This is a genomic window from Roseburia intestinalis L1-82 (assembly GCF_900537995.1).
GTDB lineage: Bacteria > Bacillota > Clostridia > Lachnospirales > Lachnospiraceae > Roseburia > Roseburia intestinalis.
Genome location: NZ_LR027880.1, coordinates 2589819 through 2615741, shown reverse-complemented (window position 1 = coordinate 2615741; position 25923 = coordinate 2589819). Strand labels below are relative to the sequence as shown.

Annotated in this window: 23 protein-coding genes; 16 read left to right on the top strand and 7 right to left on the bottom strand. The window is 44.3% G+C overall.

All coding sequences use genetic code 11. The features are described from left to right. Window positions 1-9 precede the first annotated feature (9 nt). The 7 genes from RIL182_RS12320 to RIL182_RS12290 all read right to left on the bottom strand — a co-directional run bounded on the left by RIL182_RS12320 (window position 10) and on the right by RIL182_RS12290 (window position 5104). Window positions 10-879: a VirB6/TrbL-like conjugal transfer protein, CD1112 family gene (locus RIL182_RS12320; RefSeq protein ID WP_006859293.1), complete on the bottom strand. Its 870-nt coding sequence runs from the start codon at window positions 877-879 to the stop codon at window positions 10-12. Between the two features lie 16 nt (window positions 880-895). Beyond that, on the bottom strand, window positions 896-1111 hold the full coding sequence (locus RIL182_RS12315) for a Maff2 family mobile element protein (protein ID WP_005928550.1): 216 nt from the start codon (window positions 1109-1111) through the stop codon (window positions 896-898). Between the two features lie 209 nt (window positions 1112-1320). Further along, window positions 1321-1533 (bottom strand): hypothetical protein, encoded by a 213-nt coding sequence (locus RIL182_RS12310; RefSeq protein WP_006859292.1) that lies wholly within the window; start codon window positions 1531-1533, stop codon window positions 1321-1323. Continuing rightward, a complete protein-coding gene (locus RIL182_RS12305; RefSeq protein WP_006859291.1) occupies window positions 1530-3311 on the bottom strand; it encodes a VirD4-like conjugal transfer protein, CD1115 family in 1782 nt (593 codons plus the stop codon). The genes RIL182_RS12310 and RIL182_RS12305 overlap by 4 nt, the downstream gene beginning before the upstream one ends. Next, complete coding sequence (locus RIL182_RS12300; RefSeq protein ID WP_134523334.1) at window positions 3308-3784, bottom strand: PcfB family protein; 477 nt, start codon at window positions 3782-3784, stop codon at window positions 3308-3310. The genes RIL182_RS12305 and RIL182_RS12300 overlap by 4 nt, the downstream gene beginning before the upstream one ends. A 94-nt stretch (window positions 3785-3878) precedes the next feature. After that, on the bottom strand, window positions 3879-4097 hold the full coding sequence (locus RIL182_RS12295; protein ID WP_005422968.1) for a DUF5348 domain-containing protein: 219 nt from the start codon (window positions 4095-4097) through the stop codon (window positions 3879-3881). Between the two features lie 23 nt (window positions 4098-4120). After that, window positions 4121-5104, bottom strand: coding sequence for a DUF6017 domain-containing protein (locus tag RIL182_RS12290; RefSeq protein ID WP_006859289.1), 984 nt, complete (start codon window positions 5102-5104; stop codon window positions 4121-4123). A gap of 235 nt (window positions 5105-5339) precedes the next feature. On the opposite strand from RIL182_RS12290, the gene RIL182_RS12285 reads away from it, so the two are divergent. The 16 genes from RIL182_RS12285 to RIL182_RS12215 all read left to right on the top strand — a co-directional run bounded on the left by RIL182_RS12285 (window position 5340) and on the right by RIL182_RS12215 (window position 25922). Then, window positions 5340-6869 (top strand): recombinase family protein, encoded by a 1530-nt coding sequence (locus tag RIL182_RS12285; RefSeq protein ID WP_330369154.1) that lies wholly within the window; start codon window positions 5340-5342, stop codon window positions 6867-6869. Next, on the top strand, window positions 6870-8513 hold the full coding sequence (locus RIL182_RS12280) for a recombinase family protein (protein ID WP_006859287.1): 1644 nt from the start codon (window positions 6870-6872) through the stop codon (window positions 8511-8513). After that, window positions 8513-9787: a recombinase family protein gene (locus RIL182_RS12275; protein WP_243128682.1), complete on the top strand. Its 1275-nt coding sequence runs from the start codon at window positions 8513-8515 to the stop codon at window positions 9785-9787. Before RIL182_RS12280 ends, RIL182_RS12275 begins: the two co-directional genes overlap by 1 nt. Before the next feature lie 69 nt (window positions 9788-9856). Continuing rightward, window positions 9857-10989 (top strand): IS3 family transposase gene (locus RIL182_RS12270; RefSeq protein WP_118772524.1). Its coding sequence is split into 2 segments (ribosomal slippage): window positions 9857-10124 and window positions 10124-10989, totalling 1134 coding nucleotides; the frame shifts between segments, so codons are not numbered across the junction. An 85-nt stretch (window positions 10990-11074) separates the two neighbouring features. Further along, the gene (locus RIL182_RS12265) at window positions 11075-11323 is read left to right on the top strand and encodes a hypothetical protein (protein WP_242655674.1); all 249 of its coding nucleotides are present in this window, start codon (window positions 11075-11077) and stop codon (window positions 11321-11323) included. A 126-nt stretch (window positions 11324-11449) separates the two neighbouring features. Next, complete coding sequence (locus RIL182_RS12260; RefSeq protein ID WP_044999750.1) at window positions 11450-12127, top strand: EFR1 family ferrodoxin; 678 nt, start codon at window positions 11450-11452, stop codon at window positions 12125-12127. A 100-nt stretch (window positions 12128-12227) separates the two neighbouring features. Beyond that, complete coding sequence (locus RIL182_RS12255) at window positions 12228-13523, top strand: erythromycin esterase family protein (protein ID WP_242655675.1); 1296 nt, start codon at window positions 12228-12230, stop codon at window positions 13521-13523. Next, window positions 13520-13930: a metal-sensing transcriptional repressor gene (locus RIL182_RS12250; protein WP_172606743.1), complete on the top strand. Its 411-nt coding sequence runs from the start codon at window positions 13520-13522 to the stop codon at window positions 13928-13930. Before RIL182_RS12255 ends, RIL182_RS12250 begins: the two co-directional genes overlap by 4 nt. Before the next feature lie 149 nt (window positions 13931-14079). Beyond that, window positions 14080-15279 (top strand): exonuclease SbcCD subunit D, encoded by a 1200-nt coding sequence (locus RIL182_RS12245; RefSeq protein WP_134523332.1) that lies wholly within the window; start codon window positions 14080-14082, stop codon window positions 15277-15279. A gap of 110 nt (window positions 15280-15389) precedes the next feature. Beyond that, a complete protein-coding gene (locus tag RIL182_RS12240) occupies window positions 15390-19292 on the top strand; it encodes an AAA family ATPase (protein ID WP_134523330.1) in 3903 nt (1300 codons plus the stop codon). A gap of 176 nt (window positions 19293-19468) precedes the next feature. Beyond that, a complete protein-coding gene (locus tag RIL182_RS12235) occupies window positions 19469-20842 on the top strand; it encodes a TrpB-like pyridoxal phosphate-dependent enzyme (protein ID WP_006856828.1) in 1374 nt (457 codons plus the stop codon). A 41-nt stretch (window positions 20843-20883) separates the two neighbouring features. After that, the gene (locus RIL182_RS21300) at window positions 20884-21021 is read left to right on the top strand and encodes a hypothetical protein (protein ID WP_006856829.1); all 138 of its coding nucleotides are present in this window, start codon (window positions 20884-20886) and stop codon (window positions 21019-21021) included. Between the two features lie 191 nt (window positions 21022-21212). Further along, entirely contained in the window at window positions 21213-21713 is a 501-nt protein-coding gene (locus RIL182_RS12230) for a MarR family winged helix-turn-helix transcriptional regulator (protein ID WP_015560390.1), read from the top strand. Then, complete coding sequence (locus RIL182_RS12225) at window positions 21706-23535, top strand: ABC transporter ATP-binding protein (RefSeq protein WP_055195620.1); 1830 nt, start codon at window positions 21706-21708, stop codon at window positions 23533-23535. Before RIL182_RS12230 ends, RIL182_RS12225 begins: the two co-directional genes overlap by 8 nt. Next, complete coding sequence (locus RIL182_RS12220) at window positions 23535-25208, top strand: ABC transporter ATP-binding protein (protein WP_015520363.1); 1674 nt, start codon at window positions 23535-23537, stop codon at window positions 25206-25208. The genes RIL182_RS12225 and RIL182_RS12220 overlap by 1 nt, the downstream gene beginning before the upstream one ends. Window positions 25209-25484: 276 nt before the next feature. Then, entirely contained in the window at window positions 25485-25922 is a 438-nt protein-coding gene (locus RIL182_RS12215) for a MarR family winged helix-turn-helix transcriptional regulator (RefSeq protein WP_006856831.1), read from the top strand. Window position 25923: the final 1 nt, after the last annotated feature.

The window sequence follows — 25923 nt, the reverse complement described above, 5'->3', positions numbered from 1 at the left end:
TTTCGGTCTTTAATGGGCGTTAAAGATTGACTTCGCAAGTGCGCCTGTTTTGAATAGGGAGAAGCACAAAATCACGGTGTAGGCTGCAAGGGAAAAAATCGCGCTGTGCAGGTTGTCCGCTACAATCATGCTGCCAACCAAAACCGCATAAATGCCGACGCATATCATTATGAGGAAGCCTTGAAAACCGAGGGCGAACAGGGCTTTTAAGTAGTTGTTGCCTATCTGCCCCCACTCTCTGTTGGTCATAGTTGCAAACGGGATAGGCGATACCGAACAGTAAAGGTAAATCTCTATCATTCTGCCGTACAGGATAACCGTGATAAGCACCGACATGATTTTCATGCAAAGGCTCACAAGGCTTGTTTCCATAACGAGCAGTAACAGTTCGGGGATTTCCATAGCGTCAAGTCCGGCTTGCATGGACGAGAGGGCGGCGTCAACATCGATATTCGTATCGCCGCCGATCACGCCCGCCGCGCCGGAAACAACGTGCTGCGCCATATCGAACACCGCCATAGTGATAGTAAAGGTGTGGGTAACGAGATACACCGCTACCCACGCCTTGAAAAACCACTTAAAGAACATGAACGTGTCAATATCGTGCATATTGTTCTTTTCCGTTACCATGCTGATAAGCTCCACGCATAGAACGTAGGTAATGACAAGCCCCGCAATGGGTACAATCACATTTTCCGACAAGCTCTGTATCATGGAAAATATGCCTGCGTTCCACCCCTGCGGGGTTTGTCCTACCTCTGCGGCGATAGTTCCGACTTTTTCGTTTACGTCCCCGAACATAGTTGACAGATTACCGTTAATGGCTCCAATGAGGATTTCCTTTATCCATTCGTTAATCGCGTCAAGTATGCTCTCCATAGGCTATACCCGCCTATTAACCGAACAAGCCGGAAAGCAGAGGTACAAGGGTGCCGCCGATAAGGGCAACGCCGCCGCCCGCCATGAGCTGTTTCATACCCTGGCTTTTCGCGCCGGGGTTATCATTGCCGTAGCCCTCCAAGAGGTTGATAACGCCCCAAATGCCAAGACCTGCTCCGAGAGCGATAACGAGTGTCTGCAAAACTCCTACTGCGCTGTTGAAAAATGCCATATAAAAACTCCTTTCTGCCGCTGTGCGGCTGCCCGAAAAAGGGCATAAAAAACGGCGGTCAGTTTTCATAACTGCCGCGGTCATAAGTCCCCGCGCTGCGTATGTTTCTGCGGCGCGGCGGTATTCAGTTGTAAGGGTGCGGCTTCCTGCCGCGATACGCGCAAGGAGTAGGGGCGCGTACCATGTAGCCCGTGTTTATTGTTTTTACTTTAAGCTCCCTCCTTTTCAAAAAGTGGTGTGTAGACAGGCATAATGCCGTACTGCCGTTCCCGGACAGCTTCGATATACTTGATATAGGAAATACCCGCCTGTCTTGTCCTGCGTTCCTGTTCCCGCTGCATTTCCTCGGCTGCTTCCACAAGCCCGCTGATAGCCCGGATTAACTGCTGTTTGTTCTTTTTCTTTCTGATACGCTTATTCATTCTGCGTCCTCCTGCAAATCTGCTTTGTCAACTTCGTAATAATCAAATACTTCGTCCAGCTTTACGATTGCAGGACGGCGGCGCAAGTGCTTTTCCATGTCAAAGGCGTTTTTCTTGTCAAAGTCGGAAAGGTACTTGTACTTCGGGTGTTTGGTAATATCGTATTTTTCGGAGAAGAACGGGCGCACCCCGCGTAGCTGCAAGATACATTTTCCGCCGTCCATGACCGCAATTTCATCTTCACTCATAAGCTGCTTGCCTAATTTCTGATAGTTCAGCCCGTGGGAAAGCTCCCGTCCTCTTGTTTCGGAAGTATTGAAGCTGTCAATCGTTTCTTTCCCCAAGATTTCCGACATTTCTTTGAGTGTCGTTTTCTCCTTGCCGCCCAAGAACAGGGTCGTATCGCAGTTGCCGACAATGGTATCGGCGTTGTCCTTGTAGATAGCCTTTAGCTGCGACTGGCTCTGCAAGATGATGGACGCGGAGATTTCGCGGCTTCGGATAGTAGCAATGAGCTTTTCAAACTTCGGTATCTGCCCGATATTTGCAAACTCGTCAAGCAGACAGCGCACATGAACAGGTAACCGCCCGCCGTACACATCATCTGCTTTGTCGCACAAGAGATTGAAAAGCTGCGTGTAAAGGATTGATACAACAAAGTTAAAGGTATCGTCGGTGTCGGATATGATAACAAAAAGGGCGGTTTTTCTATCGCCCAAGGTGTCAAGCTCCATTTCGTCGGTTTCCATAAGCTCGCGCAGTTCCCGAATGTCAAAGGGGGCAAGACGCGCACCGCAGGAAATGAGGATAGAGCTTCTTGTTTTTCCGGCAGACAGCAAAAACTTCTTGTACTGGCGCACCGCAAAATGTTCCGGGTCTTTTTCCTCCAAGCGTTCAAACATGAGGTCAACGGGGGATTGAAATTCCGGGTCGTCCTCGCGGGCTTCCGACGCATTTATCATTTCAAGCAGCGTCGTAAAGTTTTTCTCGTTCTCCGGGGCTTCGTACCAGATGTAGCCGATAAGGGCGCAGTAAAAAAGCCGTTCCGATTTCACCCAAAAATCCTCGCCGGATTTTTCCCCGTCGCCTTTGGTGTTGGCGATAATGGTATTTACCAGTTTCAAAATATCCTTTTCGCTGCGCAGATAGGCAAAGGGATTGTACCGCATGGATTTCTTGAAATTGATGGTGTTTAACACCTTGATTTTGTACCCGCCCCGCTGCAAGAGCTTCCCACACTCGATTAAAACCGTTCCTTTCGGGTCAGTTACAACATAGCTGCTGTGCATTTGCATAAGGTTAGGCTTAACGAAAAATCTTGTTTTGCCGCTGCCGGAGCCGCCGATTACAAGCACATTTTTGTTTCGTGCATACTTCGGGTGCTTCGGGCGGCTGCTCATCATCAGTCTTTCGGTCTGCGTCAGCAGCACGTTATTTTCAAATATGGGGTCGATATACGGCTTTATATCTTCGGCATTGCCCCAACGTGCAGAGCCGTACTCCATGCCCTTACGGTATTTCTTTGCGTTCTTGCCTTTCACATAGACCGCAAGCCTGATAACGACAGCCCCGACAATGCCGATAAGCAAATCCATAGGGGCAAAGCTCGGCAGGGCATTTGAAAAGGCGGCAGAAAAGCCGCTGCCAATGGAAAGCAGCTTGCCGGAGAGGTCAGCCCCCGGAGAGAGCCGCACCGCCTGTCCGACTTTATCAAAGAGATACACAAAGAGCAGATAGGGGGCGTTTAGGATAAGCAGCTTCTTGATATTCGGCTTCATAGCGATACCTCCCTGTCCTTGTGTTTTGTCTTTTGACGGTTCGCGTTAAGCTGCTTTGCTGCTTCCCGGAATGTGGCAAGTGCCTTTCGGATAGAGGGCTTTTGCTCCTGTGTCAGCTTCTTTGCGGAAAACTCCTTAAAGGCTGCGGTCAGAGCGTCCGCGTCCCGCCCTTTGAAAAAGACGAGATAACGGGGCGGCGTTTCGGTGCTGTCTTTCTTTAAGGCAAAGTCGATACCGTATTTTTTCGCCGTCTGCTCAAAGGCTTTGATATTGCCCTCGGTTATCTCAATGTTGGATAGCCCCGCGTTCTGCTTCGCAAGCTGCTTTAGGGTCTGCTTCCCGTGGGGCTGTTTTTCCTGCTGTTTTTTTGCCTGTGCAAGCATGGCTTTGATTGCCTTTTGCAGCATTTCAGCGGTCAGCTTTGCTCCCTTGACAGAGAGCGCAACCACTTTTTCGTTGATTTCATCTTGCAATGTTTACCGTCCTCCTTTCCCGGTAGTGATAGTGTTAAGGTGGTACGCCGCTTTTGAGTGTGAAAAAAGGGCGTCCGTTCTTCACGTCGCCCCGTTAAATCCGTACCCGCAGCCCGTTCAAATCCTCGGCGCGGATACCCACAAGATACCAGTTGTCCCCGTATTCAATGCGGGTAGGCTTCCATTTGCCGCCTGTGAATACGTCCATACACTCGCCGCAATGCAAGCCGCCGTAATAGTCGGCAATATCAAAGCGAATGTCGTAGCGGTCAGCGGTTTCGTCAAAAATCAAAGCTCCTGTTTTCTGTGCCATGTGGTAAATCCTCCTTTTTTCGTTTACAGGCTTTCGCCCTCGTTGTAGGTGTAATAGTCCGGGTCGCCGTACTTCGGCTTCCTCGGTGCAAGTGCGCCGCTTGCCATATCGTGAGCCACAAGGGAAGTGTAATAGCTGTCAATGGTAGACGGGGCATTGAAAAGCACCGCCTTTAGGTACTGCTTGATGTTGCGGATTTTCGTGGTGTTCTCCTGCATACAGTCAAGCACAAAGCGGATATGTTCGCTGCTGAGCTTCATAAACTTTGACTTCACAAGCTCTGCGGGGTAATCGTCCCCGGCAATACGGATTTTCTTTCTTGCCGTACAGACGGTTTCAAGCATAATGTCAACAATCTCATTCAGACGGTCATGGTCAAACTTCATATCCTGCAAGAGAATGTCATACTCGATATTGTCCTTAATGATTTCCTCATACACTCTGTAAGCGTCGTTCCTTTCCGTTCTTTTCCGTTCCGGCGGCTCTGCCGCTTCGTCCTCGCCATAAGGCAAGGGATTTAGGGAATGGATAGGAATGGAATGGGTACTTGATAAATCTGTAATTGATTTTTCTGTTTTTGGTAAGTTAGTTCTTGATATATCTTTATTTAATTGCGTTGGATTTTCCGACGTCGGATTATCCGTTGTCGGATTTTCCAATATCGGGTTATCCGCTGTTGGATTTTCCAATACCGGGTAATCCAATCCCGGCGGCTGCGGCTGTTCGTAAATGGTGTACTCGATAGCGGTCATTTTGCCTTTCTCGTCGCGTCCCTGTCGTCTTGTGATATATCCGGCTTTTTCAAGCTCCCAAACTGCGGTACGGATAGCGTCGATACTTTCCCGGTTGATGTAGGACAGCCCCGCAAGGGTGTAGTCCCAATCCTCCGGCAATGACAGCATTTGTGAAAGCAGCCCCTTTGCCTTTAAGGAAAGCTCCTTATTGCGTAAGTGGTGGTTGCTCATTACGGTGTAGCCTGTCGTTCTTTCCACACGGAAAACTGCCATAGCTTCATCACTCCTTTGCTGTGGATTTGTTACGCAGTAGAACGGCGATTTTGAGGGAAAAGGTATAAACCCCTTGCCGTGTCAAAAATGCGTCCGCAAAACTGCTTGTAGCAAGGCTTTTTCAGCCCCTACTGCGTAACAAAGGGCATGAAAAAAGCGGCGTTCCTGTTCTTCCGGGTGGAAGTGAGAAACGCCGCTTGTGCGGTGCAATATTTAGTTATAGTACAAACCATGCTTGTCCGTTGTCCGAAAAACCTTGATTTTACTGTGTTTCAAAAAGTATCGTTATCTAACCTCATCTTTTGACCGTCCGGCATTTAAACTTATGTTGCAGGATGTGAAAGACGGTATTATAGACTGTATCGTTGTAAAAGATCTTTCGAGGTTTGCAAGAGAGTATATCGACGCAGGGCGATACATTGAGCGGATGTTTCCTGCAATGGGGATACGATTTATAGCGATCAATGATGCCTATGACAGTGCAGATACACAGGCACAGGGAAACGAGATAATCATTCCGTTTAAGAATCTTATCAATGACGCTTATTGCAGGGATATTTCCATAAAAATCCGAAGCCACCTTGAAACAAAGAGACAGAACGGAGAATTTGTAGGAAATTACTGTGTCTATGGCTACAAGAAATCTGAGATTGACCATAATGTGATTGTCCCGGACGAATATGCAGGTCATGTGGTACAGGACATTTTCCGCTGGATAAAGAACGGAATGAGCCTTGATGCCATAAGCGATAAGCTGAATGTTCTTGGTATCCTGTCACCTATGGCATACAAACTCAGCAATGGCGAAAATTATAAGACAGCATTTCAGAAGAAAGACGAGCTGCTGTGGACTCCTGTTGCGGTAAGGCGTATCGCAACGAATATTATTTATACAGGAACACTTGTACAGGGAAAATTTACAACACCAAACCATAAGGTTAAAACAAAGATATTAAAGCCACAGGAGAAATGGGCAGTATGCCACAACAATCACGAGGCACTGGTATCTTTAAGGACTTTCCAGATTGTACAGCGTCTGTTGTCAGTGGATATGAGAATGGCACCGGGAAAAGATTCTATCTATCTTTTATCCGGAATAGCAGTATGTGCCGACTGTGGGGCACTTATGACACGAAAGGTGTCTACGGTAAATGGAAAAAAGTATGTTTACTATATGTGTTCCAATAACAAGAAGAATAAGAAGTGCAGCTCCCATAGGATAAAAGAGGCAGACTTGGAAAGCCGTGTATTTGATACCTTGAGGGATATGACAGCAATACTTCTGGATGCAGATGAGGTAATAAAGGAAGCTGGCAATAGTGCCAATTTCAGAATAGACCAGAAAAAGACAAAAGAGAGGATCAGTGCAAAAGAGAAAGAGATAACCAAATACAACCAGATGCTTGTTTCGCTTTATGAGGATTACCGAGATGGAATTGTTGATAAATCAGATTTTGCGATTATCAAGGAGAGTTTTGAGGTAAAAAGAGCAGAGGCGGAAAAGGCAATCGACAGGTTGCAGAAGGAAGCGGAAAACATTGCTGCCGGGATTGAAAGAGATACCGAGTGGCTGGAAGAACACAGGAAATGGAAAACAATGCCTTCTCTTACCCGTAATGTGGTAGTGAGCCTTATACAGTCTGTAAAGGTATATGAGGGCGGTGATATAGAAATCGTACTGGACTGTGACGATGAATACAGAAAAATCGTTGCAAGAGCCGGGGAGCTGGAAAGACAGCATGATGCGGAAAGGCTGGTGGTTTAAATGGCAAGGAAGTCAAGAACACAGCCGAAACAGTCCACGGATACGCTGAAGGCTTTATCCAAAGTGTATAAGACTGCCATATATGTGAGGTTATCTGCGGAAAAAGATGAAACGAGAGACAGAAAAACCCTGATCAATCAGAGAAATCTCATTAAGAACTTTGTGGATCAGCAGATGGACATGGAAGTTTATGACATCTATATGGACGATGAAATTTCCGGTACAACATTCGACAGACCGGAATTTGAGCGTATGATGTCGGATATGAGGGCAGGAAGGATCAACTGCATTGTCGTAAAGGATTTGTCCCGCTTGGGTAGAGATTACATTGAAACGGGCAATCTGGTAGAGCGTGTATTCCCGATGATGAATATCCGCTTTGTAGCGATTACGGATAATTATGATTCCTCAAAGAAAGACGCAGACCTTATGGTTGCGGTCACGAATATAGCCAATGATCTGTATGCTAAGGATATTTCAAAGAAAATATCTGCCAGTAAGCAGGAAGCGATGGAAAAAGGTATTCCGACTGGAAATGTGGCTTATGGCTATAAGGTAGTCTTTAATGAAAATAAAGTCAAGGTAATGGTTGAGGATAAGGAAGCCGCAGATGTTGTAAGGTGGATTTTTAATGAGGCAGAAAAAGGTACACTGCATTCTGTGATAGCGGCAGAACTGAATGCGAAGCATATCCTTACACCTGCCCAGTACAGAGTAAGGCATAATATAGAGAAACTTGAAAAGCTGAGTGGAGTTAAGTGGACTGTTGATACATTGTCACAGATTTTAAAGAATGAAGTCTATATTGGAAGATATGTGACTGGTAAAGACAGGGTATGCCTGTACAGACACGAAAAGAGGCATACTACCAATAAAGATGAGTGGTATGTTTTTGAAAATCATCATATTGCACTTATCACAAAGGAACAGTTCTATGCGGTGCAGAAGAACAAAAGAAAGGTAATAAAGCCAGCAAAAAAGCAGACCGTGAATATGCTGAAAGGCAAAATCACCTGCGGCTGTTGTGGAAGCAGTATCCATATCCACCCTGAGAAATATGGAAAGGTTTATATGTGTACGCATAGAAAAAGATATGGAAAGGACAGTTGCAACTGCCTGCCTGTAAAGGTAGACGATATATATGCAGCGGTGCTTGCTGTTATAAAGGAGCAGATACAGGTCTTTATTGACAGGGAAAAAATATTAAAGGAACATCACAATGACAGCAGTGTAATCAGACAGGAACAGGTATATACGGAAGCTGTGAATAAGTGTGTCAAGGAAATGGACAGACTTATGGAATTAAAGAGCGGTCTGTATGCTGATTACACGGAAGATTTGCTTGATGAAAAGGAATATCTGCAACTGAACAGGGAGTATTCACAGCGTATTGAGAAATTGAAGATACAGGCTGATGAATACAGGCAGGCGGCAAGTCAGTATGAAAGTGCTGAAAAGACCGTTGCCCAGTTAAAAGCTGAAATGCTCCGTTTTAAAGGAAAACGCAAGTTGACGCAGGAAATGGTCGATTTGTTTGTTGCACAGGTACGCATATACGAAAACAAGAATCTTGAGATCGTTTTGAACTATGAAGATGAACTGAAAAAATTCGCAGAACTGAATATGGAAAGAGAGGCAGGATAATGGCTGAGAAAAGAAAATTAGCCTTTTATATCCGTCTCTCGGATGCGGATGAGGAGGTAAAAGAAGGAACAAAAGACGAAAGTAACAGTATTACAGGACAGAGAAAACTCTTGTATGCGTATATCAAGAAAACAGAGGAATTTGCAGGTTTTGAGGTACTGGAATACTTTGATGACGGATATTCGGGAACAATGTTCAATAACAGGGCAGAATTCCAAAGGCTCATACAGGACGCAGAGCTTGGAAGATTTGAATGTATCATAGTAAAAGACTTTTCACGATTTGGAAGGGATTACCTTGAAGTAGGCAACTATCTGGAGTTTGTATTCCCTGCAATGGGAATGAGGTTTATTTCTGTCAACGATAATTATGACAGTGACAGAAACTTTGGTGTTACCGGAGGAATGGATGTAGCTTATAAGAATCTGATTTACCAGCTTTACAGTATGGATTTATCAAGAAAGGTAAAGAGTGCCAGAAGGACAAGAAATCTGAGCGGCGAATACACGGCATCATTTGTCTGCTATGGATACAAGAAAGATCCAGACGATAAGCATAAGCTGATAATAGATGAAGAAGCTGCAAAGGTTGTTGTGGAGATATTTTCACTGATCATTGCAGGATATAATGCAAGTGAGGTTGCCCGCATATTAAATGAGAGAAAAATCCCGACAAGAGTTCAAAACCAGTGGAAGAATGGAATCAATTATGTTCCGGTTCATAATAAAGGGGATTATATGTGGGATAATTCAGAAGTTATAGCGATTGTCCAGAATGAGCAGTACAAAGGAATAATGATCCAGAATAAATGTGAAACTGTTGGTTTTGGAGATAATAAGAAGGTTCGCAAACGAAATAAAGAGGACTGGTCTGTTGTAGAAGGTGCAATACCAAGAATAGTAAGCGATGAAATGTTTGATGAAGTCAATAAAATGCTACGGGTTGAAGCCAGAGGGATTGAAAAGAGTACAAAGAAACGTAAGAAAAATCTTTTTATCTGTCCCTATTGTGGAAGAAAGCTGATGAATTCCAGTGCAGTATGTACACCGAAGCTCCTCTGTCCAAAACGCAGGATGGTAAGGACTGGCGAATGTCAGCAGATTTTTATGCTGAAGTCAGAAGCACAGGACAAGGTGCTGGAAATCACAAAGGAAATCTGTAGAACACTTATACAGGAAGAAGAACTTAAAAAGGCATCAAAGGATAAAAGGAAGGTGACAAGCGATGAGTATTTGATTAGTGAGCTTAAAGCGGAGTATGACAGAATTGGATAGGTTACAATTAACTGGACAGATTTTTTAAGGTCATATAATCTATAATAAATACACGAAGGAGCACTCTTTATGACCGAACAAAAACAACGACGAAAACCTCGCAAATATACAGATGAATTTAAACAGCAACTGGTGGAACTATATCGTTCCGGCAAACGCAGATGTGATATCTGCCGTGAATATGACATTGCTACTTCCCTGTTTGACAAGTGGGTAAAGCAGGCATCCAATTCCGGTTCTTTCCATGAAAAAGATAACCGGACTCCGGAGCAGGAAGAACTGATCCGGCTTCGGAAAGAAAACCAGCAGTTAAGAATGGAAAATGATATTTTAAAACAAGCGGCGCTGATCTTAGGACGAAAGTAAATGTGATTAAAGCAAATGCCCACAAATACTCTGTATCAGCAATGTGTCGCGTCCTACAGGTAAACAGAAGCACCTATTATTATGAAGCAGCAGCAAAAAAAGATGAATCAGAACTCACTGCAGACATTCAGGAAATTTTTAGAAAAAGCCGGAACCATTATGGTACACGAAAGATCAAGAAAGAACTGGCTGATTGCGGGAAACAGGTATCAAGACGCAGGATTGGACGGATTATGAAACAGGAAGGTCTGGTATCAAGCTATACTACAGCACAGTTTAAACCGCAAAAAGACAGATGTAATGAATCAAAAGTAGAGAATGTGTTGAACCGACAATTTCAAAACCAGCCATACCGCAATGTAGTGGTAAGTGATTTGACCTACGTAAGGGTAGGAAACCGCTGGAATTATATTTGTGTACTGATTGATCTTTTTAACAGGGAGATTATTGGATACAGTGCAGGAGAACATAAAACAGCAGAACTTGTAAAACAGGCATTTATGAAAGTAGACGGAAATCTGTCGGAAATCCATATTTTCCACACAGACCGTGGAAATGAATTTAAAAACGAGACAATTGAAGAACTGTTAGAAACGTTCCATATGGAACGCTCCCTGAGCCATAAGGGATGTCCTTATGACAATGCAGTGGCAGAAGCTACGTTCAAGATTATAAAAACAGAATTTGTATGGAATGAAACATTCCATACGCAGGAAGAACTGAAGATAAAACTATGGGATTATGTAAACTGGTATAATCATCACCGCATACATTCTTCCTTAGGGTATCAAACGCCTGTACAATATCGGAAAAATAACCTAAAAAAATTTGTCTGAAAAAGTGTTGACAATCCAAATATCAAACAGCACAGTTTCTTGTTATCAGTCATACAGAGAGGGAAAGTACACAAAAGAAGAATATGTGCAGCTAAGAAAAACAAACCAAGAGCTGTTAGCTGATCTGGAGAATCAGATATCAGATTTGCAGGAGAAAGTTGCAAATCAGGAGCCTGACGCAGAGGAGAAGATAGAACAGCTAACCCAGTATAGTATGCTGGAGCAGTATGACGGAGATGTACTTTCTAACATAATTGATAAGGTGCTCATTTACAACGACAAAGACATAGAGGTTGTGTTTAAGGGTGAGAACTTTATCCGAAATGCAGTGTAGTAAACAAAATGAGTAATATAGAAAGCCAGTAGTGAAAAAGCTGCTGGCTTCTTCTATGGGTAGTAACGAAAAGGTTAAGAGTAATAAACTATTCTGTACTTTAAAAATCAGTAAGGGTTTGATAGAATATGTACAGAAAAAAATAAAATTTTTTTTGTCCCAGTCTTGACAGATGCAGGGTATCCGACGCAGTTTTCGAATGCACCATACATGGTAAGAGATTTTATCCAAATGCATGCCTCTTTATGGAAAGGCAGGAAAATGATATGTGTCGCGACCATGGGAGCATTTAGCGGGGACGGCTCCGGATGTGCAGCAAGACTTCTGAAAAAATATGGAGCAGAGATTCTTAGCGGTGTGCATATTAAAATGCCCGATTCCGTGTGCGACAGTAAGCTGTTGAAAAGGCAGATGGAAGAAAATAAAAAGATCATTGAAAAAGCTGACAGAAAGATTTATGAAGCTGCAAAACGGATAAAACAGGGGGATTATCCGAAAGAGGGACTGACAATTTTCTCACATATAGCAGGACTTTTTGGACAAAGGCTCTGGTTTTATAAAAAGACAGCGGGATATACCGATCAATTAAAAATAAATGAGGATTGTACGGGGTGTGGTATGTGTGCGGAAATTTGTCCCATGAAAAATATAATCATGGAAAAAGGAAAACCCCACCCAGGGGATCAGTGTACCATGTGTTACCGCTGTATCTGTAATTGTCCGAAACAGGCAATCACTCTTTTGGGAAGTAAAGTTATAGAACAGTATAAATTTGAAAACTATATAAATCTTACAAAAATGTAAGATACATCAGGGAAAATGTAAGCTAATGAAATGGCAGAACATTTTCCCTTTTGTTAATATTGGAGTATCGAATAAGAAAAACAGATTTGGGGGAGATTTTATGGAAAAGAAAAATAAGAAGAAAAAACGGACATGGATTTTGATAACCGCAGGTATGGTATTAGCAGGTATTGTTGCCGCCGGCAGCATATCTTCCCATTTTGGAGGATTTGGAACCGGACCGTGTGCAGATACAACGGAATTTGCACAATATGCAGAGCAGGTGGAGGACTTAAAGATACCGGAGAAAACAAAAATTGTGGCACTGGGGGAGGCATCCCATGGAAATGCAGAGTTTCAGCAGTTAAAACTTTCCGTATTTCAAAATCTGGTGGAAAATGCCGGGATAAGAGCATTTGCACTGGAGGGAGACTACGGTGGATGCGAGTATGTGAACCGCTACATTCACGGTGGGGAAGGAACGGCAGAGCAGGCTGCCGCGGCGATTGGCTTTGCAATATACAGAACTGATGAGATGTCAGATCTGATCTCTTATATGCGAAAATACAATGAGACTGCAAAAGATGGAGATGATTTAAGGTTTTATGGGTTTGACATGCAAAGATGGTCCTATAATCTGCAGTATCTGATTGAAGCATGTGAAAAGGCGGGGATAGATGTGACAGAACTGAAGAAACTGGAGGATACAGAAGAACAGCACAGTGAGTATGATGTTGAACAGCAGAGCAGAGTGATCACAGAAATAAAAGAAGAATTACAAAAATCAGATGTAAAGGACATTGTACAGGCGGATCATCTGGCAGATACGCTGCTGCAGAATATTTCTCTTGGGAAAGTGATCAATTCTGCCGTAGAAGGAAATGTGCTCAGAGACCAATTGATGGCAGAAAATGTGCTGTGGATCCTTTCTATGGAAGAGCAGAGGGGCAATTCCTGTATTTTTATTTCAGGTCACAATGGGCATATAGAGCGGTTTGGAAATTATGGCGCAGGTACAAGAGTGATGGGGAATATTCTTTCCGATGAACTGGGGGACGGATATTTTGCGATTGGAACGGATTTTTACAAGACGAACTGCAATCTTCCGAAAAATGATGGAAAGCGTATCACGCACACGTTTTATTCCTATGATCCTCTAGCGAAAGCCGCGAAGAAAGCCGGTTATGATATGAGCTGGCTGGATTTTTCAAAGGTTCCGGAAAATTCACAACTGAAAGAGCAGATTACAGATCATGTTTCTATGGGATCGTTAGGAGAGGGCTACAGTGCAATTTTTATGGGACTTTTCCCACGCAGTTACCGCACATCACAATCGCCGGAAAAATTGTATGATGGAATGATCTTTGTTACCGATGCGCATCCGATAGAGATACGGGAAGAGATAAGTGAAAAATAAGACTGTCAAAAATCATTGGTCAGGTACAGGCAATCGACCGTATGGTTGACGAGGATGTGCCGTGTGAGGATGTCTTAGCGCAGATTACCTTGCCGGCGGAACAGAAAAAAGCGGATATCGGAATTGCGATGGGCGGTGTTGGAAGTGATATTGCGTTGGATGTAGCAGATATTGCGCTGGTGGATGATGAAGTAAAAGAACTGCCGCATCTGATTGCATTATCCAGGCGGATGATGATCACGATCAAATGCAATATGAGTTTTTCGATGGGGCTTAACTTTGTGGCGATCGTGCTTGCAATCATCGGAATTTTAAATCCGGTCGTGGGAGCATTGGTACATAATGCAGGTTCTGTGCTCGTCATCATCAATTCGGCATTGCTGTTACAATGGAAACAAAATAAATAGAAAAATGGATCTCCAGAAAGTGGTTTTTATTTTCTGAGATCTGTTTTTTTGTGAAAAAGCAACAAAAACAAAACATATGTTTGTATTTCGGGACGCTATATGGTATAGTTAAGTAAAGTATTACGAATGAAATAGTATAGGAGGAGAGCATGAAATTTCTTCATATCTCGGATTTGCATATTGGAAAAAGAGTCAATGAGTTTTCCATGATCGAAGATCAGAAATATATTTTACGGCAGATCAAAGAGATCGCATTGGAAAAACAGGTGGATGCGGTTATGATCGCGGGGGATATCTATGATAAGCCGGTTCCGTCTGCGGAGGCGGTACAGTTGTTTGATCAGTTTCTCACGGGACTTGCTGATTGCGGGAAAAAGGTGTTTGCAGTCAGTGGAAATCATGATTCCGCGGAACGTATTGCATTTGGTGCACAGCTTATGAGCAGCCGGGAAGTCTATGTTTCACCGGTTTATGATGGAGAGGTGAGGTGTGTTACATGTCAGGATGCATATGGGGAACTCTGCATCTGGCTGCTGCCGTTTATCCGCCCGGCGGTCGTGCGCCATGCGTGGAGGAAAGTGACAGAGGGGATATCCATTGGAAAAAAAGATGCCGGGACAAAACAGGATCTGGCACAGGAAGATGATGTGGAGACAGTGGAAACATATCAGGATGCCCTGCAGTTTGTCGTATCTCATATGCCGGTGGACGCATCAAAGCGGAATATATTAGTGGCACATCAGTTTGTGACAGGGGCTTCGCGCTGTGAGTCGGAGGAAGTTTCGGTGGGTGGATTAGACCAGATTGGGGCGGAAGTGTTTGATGTTTTTGATTATGTTGCATTAGGGCACATTCACAGTCCACAGCATATCGAGAGGGAGACACTGCGCTATTGCGGGACTCCGCTCAAATATTCTTTCTCCGAAGCGGAACAGAAAAAGTCTGTTGTTGTCATGGAGATAAAGGAAAAGGGAGATATCTTCATTGAAAAAGTTCCGTTAAAACCGCTTCGTGATCTGAGAAAGATCCGGGGAACATACATGGAACTGATGTCGAAAGATTTTTATGAGGGCACAGAAACAGACGATTATCTGCAGATCACACTGACCGATGAGGAGGATGTGCCGGATGGAATGGCAAAGCTTCGGACGGTATACCCGAATCTGATGCAGCTTGTCTATGATAACAGCAGGACCAGACAGAGCAGGCAGGTTGAGGTGACCGAACATGTGGAGCAAAAATCAGAGATGGAACTGTTTGAAGAATTTTACGAGATACAGAATAATCAGCCGATGAGTGAAGAACAGCAGGATTTTGTCAGAGAACTGATGGAAGAGCTGGTGCATTGACAAGTTCCTGAAAAAATAGTTTGAGAAGCAAATACAGGAAAACTGATGTTTCAGGGAACGAGATATTTGGGATTTGAGAGAAAATAGGAGCGGCAGGAAAGGAACGATTTATGAAACCAGTCAGTCTTACAATAAGTGCATTTGGCCCGTATGCGGGGGAGCAGACCATAGATTTTGAAAGGCTTGGATCGCAGGGATTATTTCTGATCACAGGGGATACCGGGGCAGGAAAGACCACGATCTTTGATGCAATCACGTTTGCGCTGTACGGGGAAGCCAGTGGTGATGTGCGCAAAGCGGATATGTTCCGCAGCAAATATGCAAAAGATGACGTGAAAACATTCGTGCGTCTGACATTTGAGTACGCAAATAAACGGTATACAGTAGAGCGTAACCCGGAATATATGCGTCCGAAGGGACGTGGAACGGGAATGACAACGGAAAAGGCAAATGCCACACTAGAATACCCGGATGACAGAGAACCAGTGACAAAAAGCAGAGAGGTCACACGCGCCATCACAGAGCTGATCGGTTTAGACTGCAGACAGTTTACCCAGATAGCAATGATCGCACAGGGGGATTTTCAGAAAGTATTGTTTGCCAATACGGAGGAGAGAGGAAAGATTTTTCGTCAGATATTCGGGACGGATATTTATCGTGTGCTGCAGGACAAACTGAAAGATGCCGTAAAAAAACAATGGAAAGAATATGATGAACTGCGGCGCAGCATCAATCAGTATATGGAGGGAATTGTCTGTGAGAGTGACTCTCTGGATGAAGAAGGGACAAGGATCGCAGAAAAAATAAATCTTTTAAAAAAGGAAAAATTTGACGGCAGGATCGAGGAGGGAATCTCACTTTTAGAAGAACTTTGTAAAGCGGAAGAATCTGCGTTGGAGTGCCTGCAAAAGAAAAAAGAGGCGCTGGATCAGCAAATAAAAAATATGGATGAACTTAGCGGGAAAGTGCGTGAAAATGCAGACAGAAGGCGGTTGTTGGAAGAAAAACAGCAGAAGCTGAAGGACTTAGAAGCGCTTCTGGTGCAGGCAAAAGCGGATATGGACAGGGCAGGAGAGGAAGCGGAATGCTGTGAAAAATTAGGCAGAACGATTGAAGAATATAAACAGAAGCTGGTGTTGTTTGAAAAAATACAGGAAATTGGTCTGTCGCAGGAAAAGAAGCACCAGGATATGGAAGAAAAGGTTCAGAAAAAACGGCAGGATGAACAGAGACGAACAGAACTGGAGGGAAAACTGCAGCAGGAAAAAGAGACCTTAAAATCTTATGAGGGCATTACTGCGGAAATACAACGCATAGAGCATGAAATGCGACTGATCACAGAAAAAATGGATACGCTGAAAAATCAGAGAGACAGGAGCCGTGCGCTGGAGGAGCATATTTCAGATCAAAAGGAAAAACTTGATTTAAAAAAGAAAGCAGAAAACAGTCTTTTAGAACAGCGGCAACTGTTAAAAGAAGAACAGGAGCAGAACAAGGATGCGGCAGGACAGGAGATTGCCTATGAGAAGGAAGTAAAAGAAATCCGACAGAAAATACAGGATCTGACAGAGATTGCAGAACAGTTGAACACATCAGAAAGAGAAGTAAAGAGACTTGGTACAGAACTGGAAAACGTACAGAAATCATATGAGGTAAAAAGCAGGGACTTACAGCAGCAAAAAGAAACGTGGGAGCAGCTTTCCGGTGCAGACAGCAGGGGAGAACAGGCAGAGAAAGCAATATTGGAAGTATCAGAGAGGATACGCAGGCTCGAAGAGCTGGAAAACAGGTTAGAGGATTGGGAGAAAGTCAGCAGAGAAAGGGAGAAAACTCAAAAACAGTATCAGAAAGCAGCCGCAGAGCAGAAACAGATCAGTGAACAATACCGGAGGATAGAACAGCAATTCTGGGATGCACAGGCGGGAATGCTGGCGCAGGGATTAAAGGAAGACGAACCCTGTCCGGTCTGTGGAGCCATACATCATCCGACACTGGCAGTCATACCACAGGAAACTCCGGATCGGGAAGTGTTAAAACAGGCAAAAGCGGAGGATGAAAAGGCAAGGGAGTCAGTCAGCAGACTGAGTGAAAAAGCGCATCAGCTCGTGACACAGGAAAATGAGAAAATGTCAGCAGTCCTAAAGGATGCAGGAGAACTGCTTGGTGAGCCTGATGTCAGAATGTCTTTAAATGAAATAAAGACGGAGACAAAAAGGCAAAAGAGTGCTGATGAGGCGAGAAGGGAAGAATATAAAGATCAGAAAGAAAAAGCGAAAAAAGATCTGGATGTCAAGCATGTATTAGAAGAACAGATGCAGTCTGCGCAGGATGAACTGGTTATGTTAAACGAACAGAACATTAATCTTGGACAGATGCTTGCCACGGCGACAGAACGGTGCACACAGCAGAAACAGCAGTGGAAGAAAAACGTTGCAGACTGTGGAACTGGCATAGAGCAGACAGAGGATCAAAAAACTGTTTTTGCACAGCTTATGCAGATTGAAAACGAACGGAACACGCAGTTTTTACAGGCAAAAAATAACAGGAAACGTGCAGAGCAGATCAAAGATGAATTAAAAGAAAGCGAAGAAACAATACAAAAGATAAGAGGAACAATCAGCAGTATTCAGGAAGAAATTGCAAAATTGACCGGAAACAGGGAAACTGCCGAAAAGCAGATCAGTGACGATATAAAATCTGCATGTAATTTAATTACGGGTGCTCTGATTACAAGTAATATAATTACATGTAATATAATTACATGTAATCAGAGCACTTTAACTGGAGATACAGATGTCAATACATTACAGACCATAAAAAACGCTGATGGGAGTCAGGTTTTGTCAATAGAAGATTTTGATGCAAAATCATACCATGTACAGTCTGTGATTACTATGCTGCAAAGAGCAGCCGATGAGAAAAAAGCGGAACTTTCCAAAAAACAGGAAGACGAACGAAAAAAGACTGCCTTAGAAAAAAAGATTCCGCTCGATGAAACAGAAATAAAAACACTTGCCGACCAGATCAATGTGGCAGAACAGGAGCTGGTACGTCTGCAGACAGAGTACGCAAATGAAGAAAAGAATCTCAATGAGCTGAAAGAGCAGGTAAGGGATGTAACAAAAGAGGGGGTACAGACACAGATAAACGAGTTTACCCTGAAAAAAAGAAATTTAGAAGAGAACAGAGAAAAGACAAGAGAAGCGTATCATAATTACGAAAAAAACAGAGAGACGGAAAAGGGCGTCATTCAGATGCTGCTTCGTCAGATTGAGGAAACAGAGAAAGCAATATCGTTTCCGGAAGAAGAGATCGAAAAGCAGGCGGGAGAACTGCGTGAAAAAAGAAATGAGATGGAAGAAAACAGGGCTTCAAAATATACATCTTATTGTACTAATAGGGAAATCTGTAAAAATGTCAACAAAAAACAAAAAGATATCGCACAGACCGAACAAAAGTATGTCTGGATGAAATCTCTTTCCGATACGGCAAGTGGAATGTTAAACGGTAAGGCAAAGATTGAACTGGAAACTTATGTGCAGATGGCTTATTTTGACAGGATACTGATCCGAGCAAACCGGAGGATGCTTACGATGAGCAGCGGGCAGTATGAATTAAAACGTGAGGAAGAGACAGGAAGCCGCAAGGAAAAAGCAGGATTGGAACTTTGTGTGATTGATCATTATAACGGGACAAAGCGCAGTGTAAAGACGCTTTCCGGTGGGGAGTCTTTCCAGGCATCATTGTCACTTGCGCTTGGACTGTCGGATGAGATACAGTCTTATGCGGGTGGAATCCGTATGGATTCCATGTTTGTGGACGAGGGATTTGGATCACTCGATGAGGATGCCTTAGAACAGGCGTTAAAAGCATTGCTGCAGCTCACCGAGGGAAATCGTCTGGTAGGAATTATTTCACATGTATCTGAATTAAAAGACCAGATCGACAAAAAAATAATTGTGACAAAGCAGCGGACGCCGGAGGGTGTCAGCAGTGTTGCAAGAGTGGAATAAAAAGAAACGCAATTTGGGGTAAACAGGTGTTACGGCTTTCGTCGATGCCGATATTAAGATCCAAAGTTATTGACTGCGACACTTCAATGTGCTAACATACTAAAATATAGATAAAATCATGAATCAGAGAATCATAACAGTAAAGTAACGATAAAAGTTGCGGAAAAGAGGAGAAGATGAGCGAAAAGAAAATACCGTATAAAATTTATCTGGAAGAGAATGAGATGCCGACACAATGGTACAATGTGCGCGCTGATATGAAGAACAAACCAGCACCGCTTTTGAACCCGGCAACTCTAAAACCGATGACCGCGGAGGAACTGGGGCATGTATTCTGTGATGAACTGGTAAAACAGGAACTCGATGATACCAACCCATACATCGATATTCCACAGGAGATCCGTGATTTTTACCGCATGTACCGTCCGTCACCACTGGTGAGAGCATATTGTCTGGAAAAAAAACTGGGGACTCCGGCAAAGATCTACTATAAATTTGAGGGAAACAATACAAGTGGAAGCCATAAATTAAACTCTGCGATTGCACAGGCATATTATGCAAAGAAGCAGGGATTAAAAGGTGTGACAACAGAGACAGGTGCTGGACAGTGGGGAACTGCACTTTCTATGGCGTGTGCTTATTTTGATCTTGACTGTAAAGTCTATATGGTAAAAGTTTCCTATGAACAGAAACCATTCCGCCGTGAGGTAATGCGCACATATGGAGCAAGTGTAACCCCGTCACCGTCTGAGACAACAGAAGTCGGCAGAAAGATTTTAGCAGAGCATCCGGGCACAACAGGAAGTCTTGGCTGTGCAATCTCCGAGGCAGTAGAAGCTGCAACGACGAGAGAAGGATATCGTTATGTATTGGGAAGTGTGTTAAATCAGGTATTGTTACATCAGTCAGTCATTGGACTTGAGACAAAAGCTGCTCTGGAAAAGTATGATATTACGCCGGATATCATTATCGGATGTGCAGGCGGCGGTTCCAATCTTGGGGGTCTGATCTCTCCGTTTATGGGAGAAAAGCTGCGTGGTGAAAAAGACTATCAATTTATCGCAGTCGAACCGGCATCCTGTCCGAGTCTTACGAGAGGCCGCTATGCATATGATTTCTGTGATACCGGAAGGGTCTGTCCGTTAGCAAAGATGTATACACTTGGCAGCGGATTTATTCCATCTGCAAACCATGCCGGAGGACTTCGCTATCACGGCATGAGTTCAACTCTGTCACAGCTTTATGATGACGGACTGATGGAGGCAAGGAGTGTAGAGCAGACTTCTGTATTTGAAGCAGCAGAGCAGTTTGCAAGAATAGAGGGAATCCTTCCGGCACCGGAGAGTTCTCATGCGATTCGTGTTGCCATTGACGAGGCGTTGAAATGTAAAGAAACCGGAGAAGAAAAGACTATCGTTTTTGGACTTACCGGAACCGGCTATTTTGATATGGTTGCATATGAGAAGTTTAACAATGGAGAGATGACAGACTATATTCCGACCGATGAAGAGCTTGCAGTGGGATTTGCAGGGCTGCCGAAGGTGGAGTAAAAATAGCAGAAACATGGGTTAGTGTACTGGCATATTGATATTTGCTGCCGGTACTGATATTACCAAATCTGCTTGGAATGGACGGAGTCTGGCTGTCGATCACAACGGGCGAGATACTCAGTATGATCATGAGTATTTACTATTTTATGAAATATAGAAAAATCTGGAGTGAGAAGTAAGAAAGATTTCATTGATGAATCAAATCAGGAAAAAGTTTTTTCCTGAGCAAAGTAAGAAAAAGATAAATTGACACACAAAAATAGATGTACTATCATCTGGTTAGATGCAGGTACATCTATTTTTTGTATGCTAATTGGAAAGTCATAAGTTAGATTTTAATTTTCAGAGTTGGTTAGGAGTGGAGATCGCAATGGACGAGTCAGGAAGAAAAATCACAAAGATCGCGCGTGAAGCGGGCAAGTTTACATTAAAGATGATGAAAGAGGAAGGAATCGGAACGGCAGAATTTGATTTTATCCATTTCATCCGGCACAATCCCGGCGTCACACAGGCGAAAGTCAGAGAGCAGTTAAAGATTGATAAAGGGGCTGCTGCAAGGCGTGCGGCTAATTTAGAGAGCAAAGGATATCTTTACCGGAAACCGAACCCGGAGGATGGAAGAAGCCAGCTTTTGTATGCGACAGAGAAAGCGGAACAGTTAAAAAATTCAAAGGCGTCCATTGAGAGCGTGTTTTATGAGTGGCTTTTAGCGGAGCTGCCCAAGGAGGAAAAAGCGGCATTTCTTGAGACGTTAGATAAACTTTACTGGCGGTCGAAGGAACAGCGGCGGGCAGAGTTTTGCGATGTGTCAAAACTCGTGCAGTCCGGTTCAGACGACAGGATGGAAATGGATGGTGAGTCAGATGAGTGATAAGTACGACAGAAAAAATGCTGGAAGTGAAAAACAAAAATTTGAGGCAGACCATGTGATTTCCTATTTTAAAATGGAGTGGAAAGTTCTTCTTGCGGTGACAGTCTCCGGGTTGATTTACAATTTAGGACTCCTTGCCGGACCATGGTTTGAGGGAAAAATGGCGGGCTGTCTGGTGGATATCCTTGGCGGCAGGGCAGGATTTCCTGATATGGGAAAACTGGTCGCAGCCTATGTGATCGCAATCGCAGTGGTGCAGAGTTCCAGATATATCAAGCGTTTTTATGTGAGACGTTTTGCAAACAATGTCAACCGGCGCATGAAACATGTTCTGTATGACAGCCTTGTGCATAAAAGCCGGGCAGAACTGGAAGAGGAAGGCGCCGGAAATGTCATGACAAAAGCGATTCTGGATGTGGATGACTGTGCGGAGGGCATGCGGAAATTTACCACGGAGATATTTGATACAGGGGTAGCTTTGCTTGCATATGCCGGAATGCTTCTCTTTTATGACTGGAGACTTGCGCTTTTAAGCATGCTGTTCCCGCCGGTTTCGTATTTTCTGGCAGAGAAGATGAAAGGAATTGTGCAGAGAACCGGGGCAGCCTATAAGGAGCAGTCCGGGATCTTAAGTGCCGCCACCTTAGACCGGGCATCCAATGCGGTCACCTATCGTGTTTATGGATGCGAGCAGGAGCGAAAAGATGCGTATGAGAAAAATCTTTCAGCTTACGAAAAATCTGCGGTGCGGGCGAATATATGGAGCGCGGCATTTCCGCCGATCTACCGTGTCATCTCGATGGCGGGTGTCATTTTCATTTTATATTTTGGAAGTAAAAACGTGCTTGGAAGTGGCTGGAGAGTCTGGGATGTTGCGGCATTTACCACATTTCTTACCTGTTTTACCAAACTTTCGGTAAAATCATCGAGTGCGGCAAAACTTTTTAACGCAGTTCACAAGGCACAGGTTTCCTGGAAGAGGATCAAACCCCTCATGAAATGTGTGGAACATGAAAGTGAAAGCAGAGTGCAAAAACAGGCAGAGCTTACGGTTTCCCATTTGAGTTTTGCATATCCGGGCGGGACAGATATTTATGAGGATATCACATTTTCTGCAAAACCGGGACAGATCATTGGTGTTACCGGTGCCGTTGCGTCCGGCAAGTCTACGTTTGGAAAGACATTTCTGTGCGAATATCCTTATCAGGGAAGTATCCGTTTTGCAGGCAGAGAGTTAAACGAGATGGGAAATAGTGTGTTGACCGGAACCATTGGTTATTTAGGACACGACCCGGAATTATTTGATGACAGTATAAAAAACAATATTCTGATGGGAGAAAATGAGGATACAGAAACTTATTTGAAAGCAGTATGTTTTGATAGAGAAGTTGCAGAGATGGAACAGGGACCTGACACGGTTGTGGGAAGTGGAGGAGTCAGACTTTCCGGTGGTCAGGCAAAGCGTCTTGCACTTGCGAGAACTTTGTGCCATAAAAGACCGGTGCTGATCTTAGATGATCCTTTCTCCGCACTTGACCGGAATACGGAACAGGAAGTATATACCAATTTAAAGGCGATGACGTCAGACAGCATCGTGATCCTGTTATCCCACAGACTCTATCTTTTCCCGGAAATGGATCAGGTGATCTGGATGGAGCATGGGCATGCGGCGGTCGGCACACATGAGGAGATCATGGAAAAATACCCGGAATATGCAAGACTTTATGAGGAGCAGACGAAGGGAAGTACGGCGGAGAAAGTAAATGCAGGAAAATGTGCTGAAACAGAACAAGGCAGAAAAGAAAGGGGGCGTGCAGAATAATGCATAGCGGGACGTGCAGCAAATTGAACAGCGGGACGCATAGCAGTAAAAATGTAGGCAGTGTCATGTGGCGGACGATAAAAAAACAGAAGTGGCTTTCCGCCGGGATCGTGTGTGCAGTGGCCGGTGCAATCCTGACAGCGCTTCTTCCACCGCTCATTCTTGGAACTATTATAGATACCATGACGACGGGAAATGTGGTATCATTTTATCTGATCTTGGCATATTTTGGATTTACACTGCTCATGGGGGCACTGGAAAGTTCAAGGGAAGGACTGCTGATTGTGTTCGGGCAGAAAATCACGCACGCACTACGAAGCAGCCTGATGGATAAATATACGGATCTGACGGCAGATGCACTGACACATCAGGAGCCGGGGTCAGTGGTTTCCCGGTTCGTCGGGGATGTTGATACGGTGGAAAACCTGTTTACATCAGGCATTATCAGCATGTTTTCCGATGCATGCAAGATCGTCAGTATTCTTGCCGTCATCTGGTTTCGGAACAAGGGGCTTGCCATTGTGCTTTTGGTGTTGCTGCCGTTTCTGTTCTGGTTTACGCGCATCGTGCAGAAAAATATGCTGACCGCGCAGATCGAAAACCGCCGTGCTGTCAGCCGTGCCCTGGGCCATGTTCCGCAGACGCTTCACAACATCAGAACGATCCGGAGTCTCGGCAAAGAAAACTATATGGCAGAGCGTTATGATACCTGCATCGGCGAGAGCTACCGGGCGATGGAGCAGACAAATTTTTATGATGCAGTCTATTCACCAGTCATTCTGATCCTGAATGCGGTGGTTGTGGCGGTTGTCATGCTTTTTTCGGCTTCCGGCAATGCGAATGTATTAAGTCTGTTTGGAATGTCGGCTGGTACGGCGGTCGCTGTCATGAACTATATTTCGCAGATCTTTTCCCCGGTGGAGAGCCTTGGAATGGAGATCCAGACCATACAGTCTGCTGTGGCGGGCGTGCACAGGATCAATGAATTTTTCAGTCTGGAACAATTACCGGAAAAGACTGATTACAGAAAAGAGAGTACACAAAAGAAAGATAACGTATTTGTGGAATTTCAGAATGTGACATTTGCCTACGAAGAACAAAATGTGCTAAATGGTCTCAGTTTTCAGGTAAAAGAAGGAGAACAGGTTACACTTTCCGGTCGCACCGGCGCAGGCAAAAGTACGATATTCAAGCTGCTGCTGGGACTTTATGAGCCAAAGGAGGGCAGCGTGCTGATACAGGGAGTTCCGGCACAAGATATCCCGGATGCAGAGAAACGGCATCTTTTTGGCTATGTGGAGCAGGCTTTTCATATGGTTCCGGGAACGGTAAAAGAGCAGATCACGCTGTACGATCCGTCGATCACTATGGAGGATGTCCGTGCGGCGGCACAGATGACAGGGCTTTCGGATACGATCATGAGTCTGGAAAACGGGTACGATACGCCATGTTCCGATGAAATCTTTTCACAGGGACAGTGGCAGCTATTGTCGATCGCCCGTGCAGCGGCGGCAAAGCCGAAACTGCTCCTTTTAGATGAGATCACGGCAAACCTGGATGCACAGACCGAAAAAGAAGTTTTGCAGGCATTAATGCGGGTAAGTGAGAACCGGACGGTGATCTCCATCTCGCACAGGGTGAATGCGACGACCGGCAGGGTGATTCAAATCTGAAAACGTAGTTTGTTCCCGCAGACCGGCTGCTCACAAAGGATTTCTGGAAGCGCTTGCATTAAAAATCCCTGTCATGGTGGTATACTGCATTGTCAATCTGGATGAGATCGTGAAGATACCGGCGGTTTATCTGCATTATAAAAAGTATATCTGGGTGAGAAATATCACAAGGGAGGAAGATTAAGAGAGAAAAATCCAGTCTTGACATTTTGGAAAAATGCTATATAATTACTTCAAAAATGAACAATACAAAAAAGAAGTAAATGGAGGCGGATCATGATAAATATGAGTATTGAATTTGCCCACAAAATGTCACTGGCGTACAGTGCAACCTGCAAGACACTCTGCAGGGAACTGAAACTGCCACAGACTGCGTTTGATATACTGATGTTTCTGGCAAATAACCCGGATTATAAAACGGCGAGTGATATTGTGGAAGTACGGAAAATAAAGGCGAACCTTGTCTCTGTCAATGTTGAGAAGTTGGTGCGGGATGGATACCTTGAGAGGAAAGCAGTGGAGGGTGATCGGAGAAAAGTCGAGCTGATCTGCACGAAAAAAGCAGAGCCTGTGATCGAAAACGGGAAAAAACTGCAGCAGGATTTTGTGGAACAGATACTGTCTGGCGTGGATGAGGAGAAACGGAAAAAGATGGCAGAGATCCTCAACCAGATGGAAAAGAATCTGGATGAAATGCTGAAAGGGGAGCACTGAC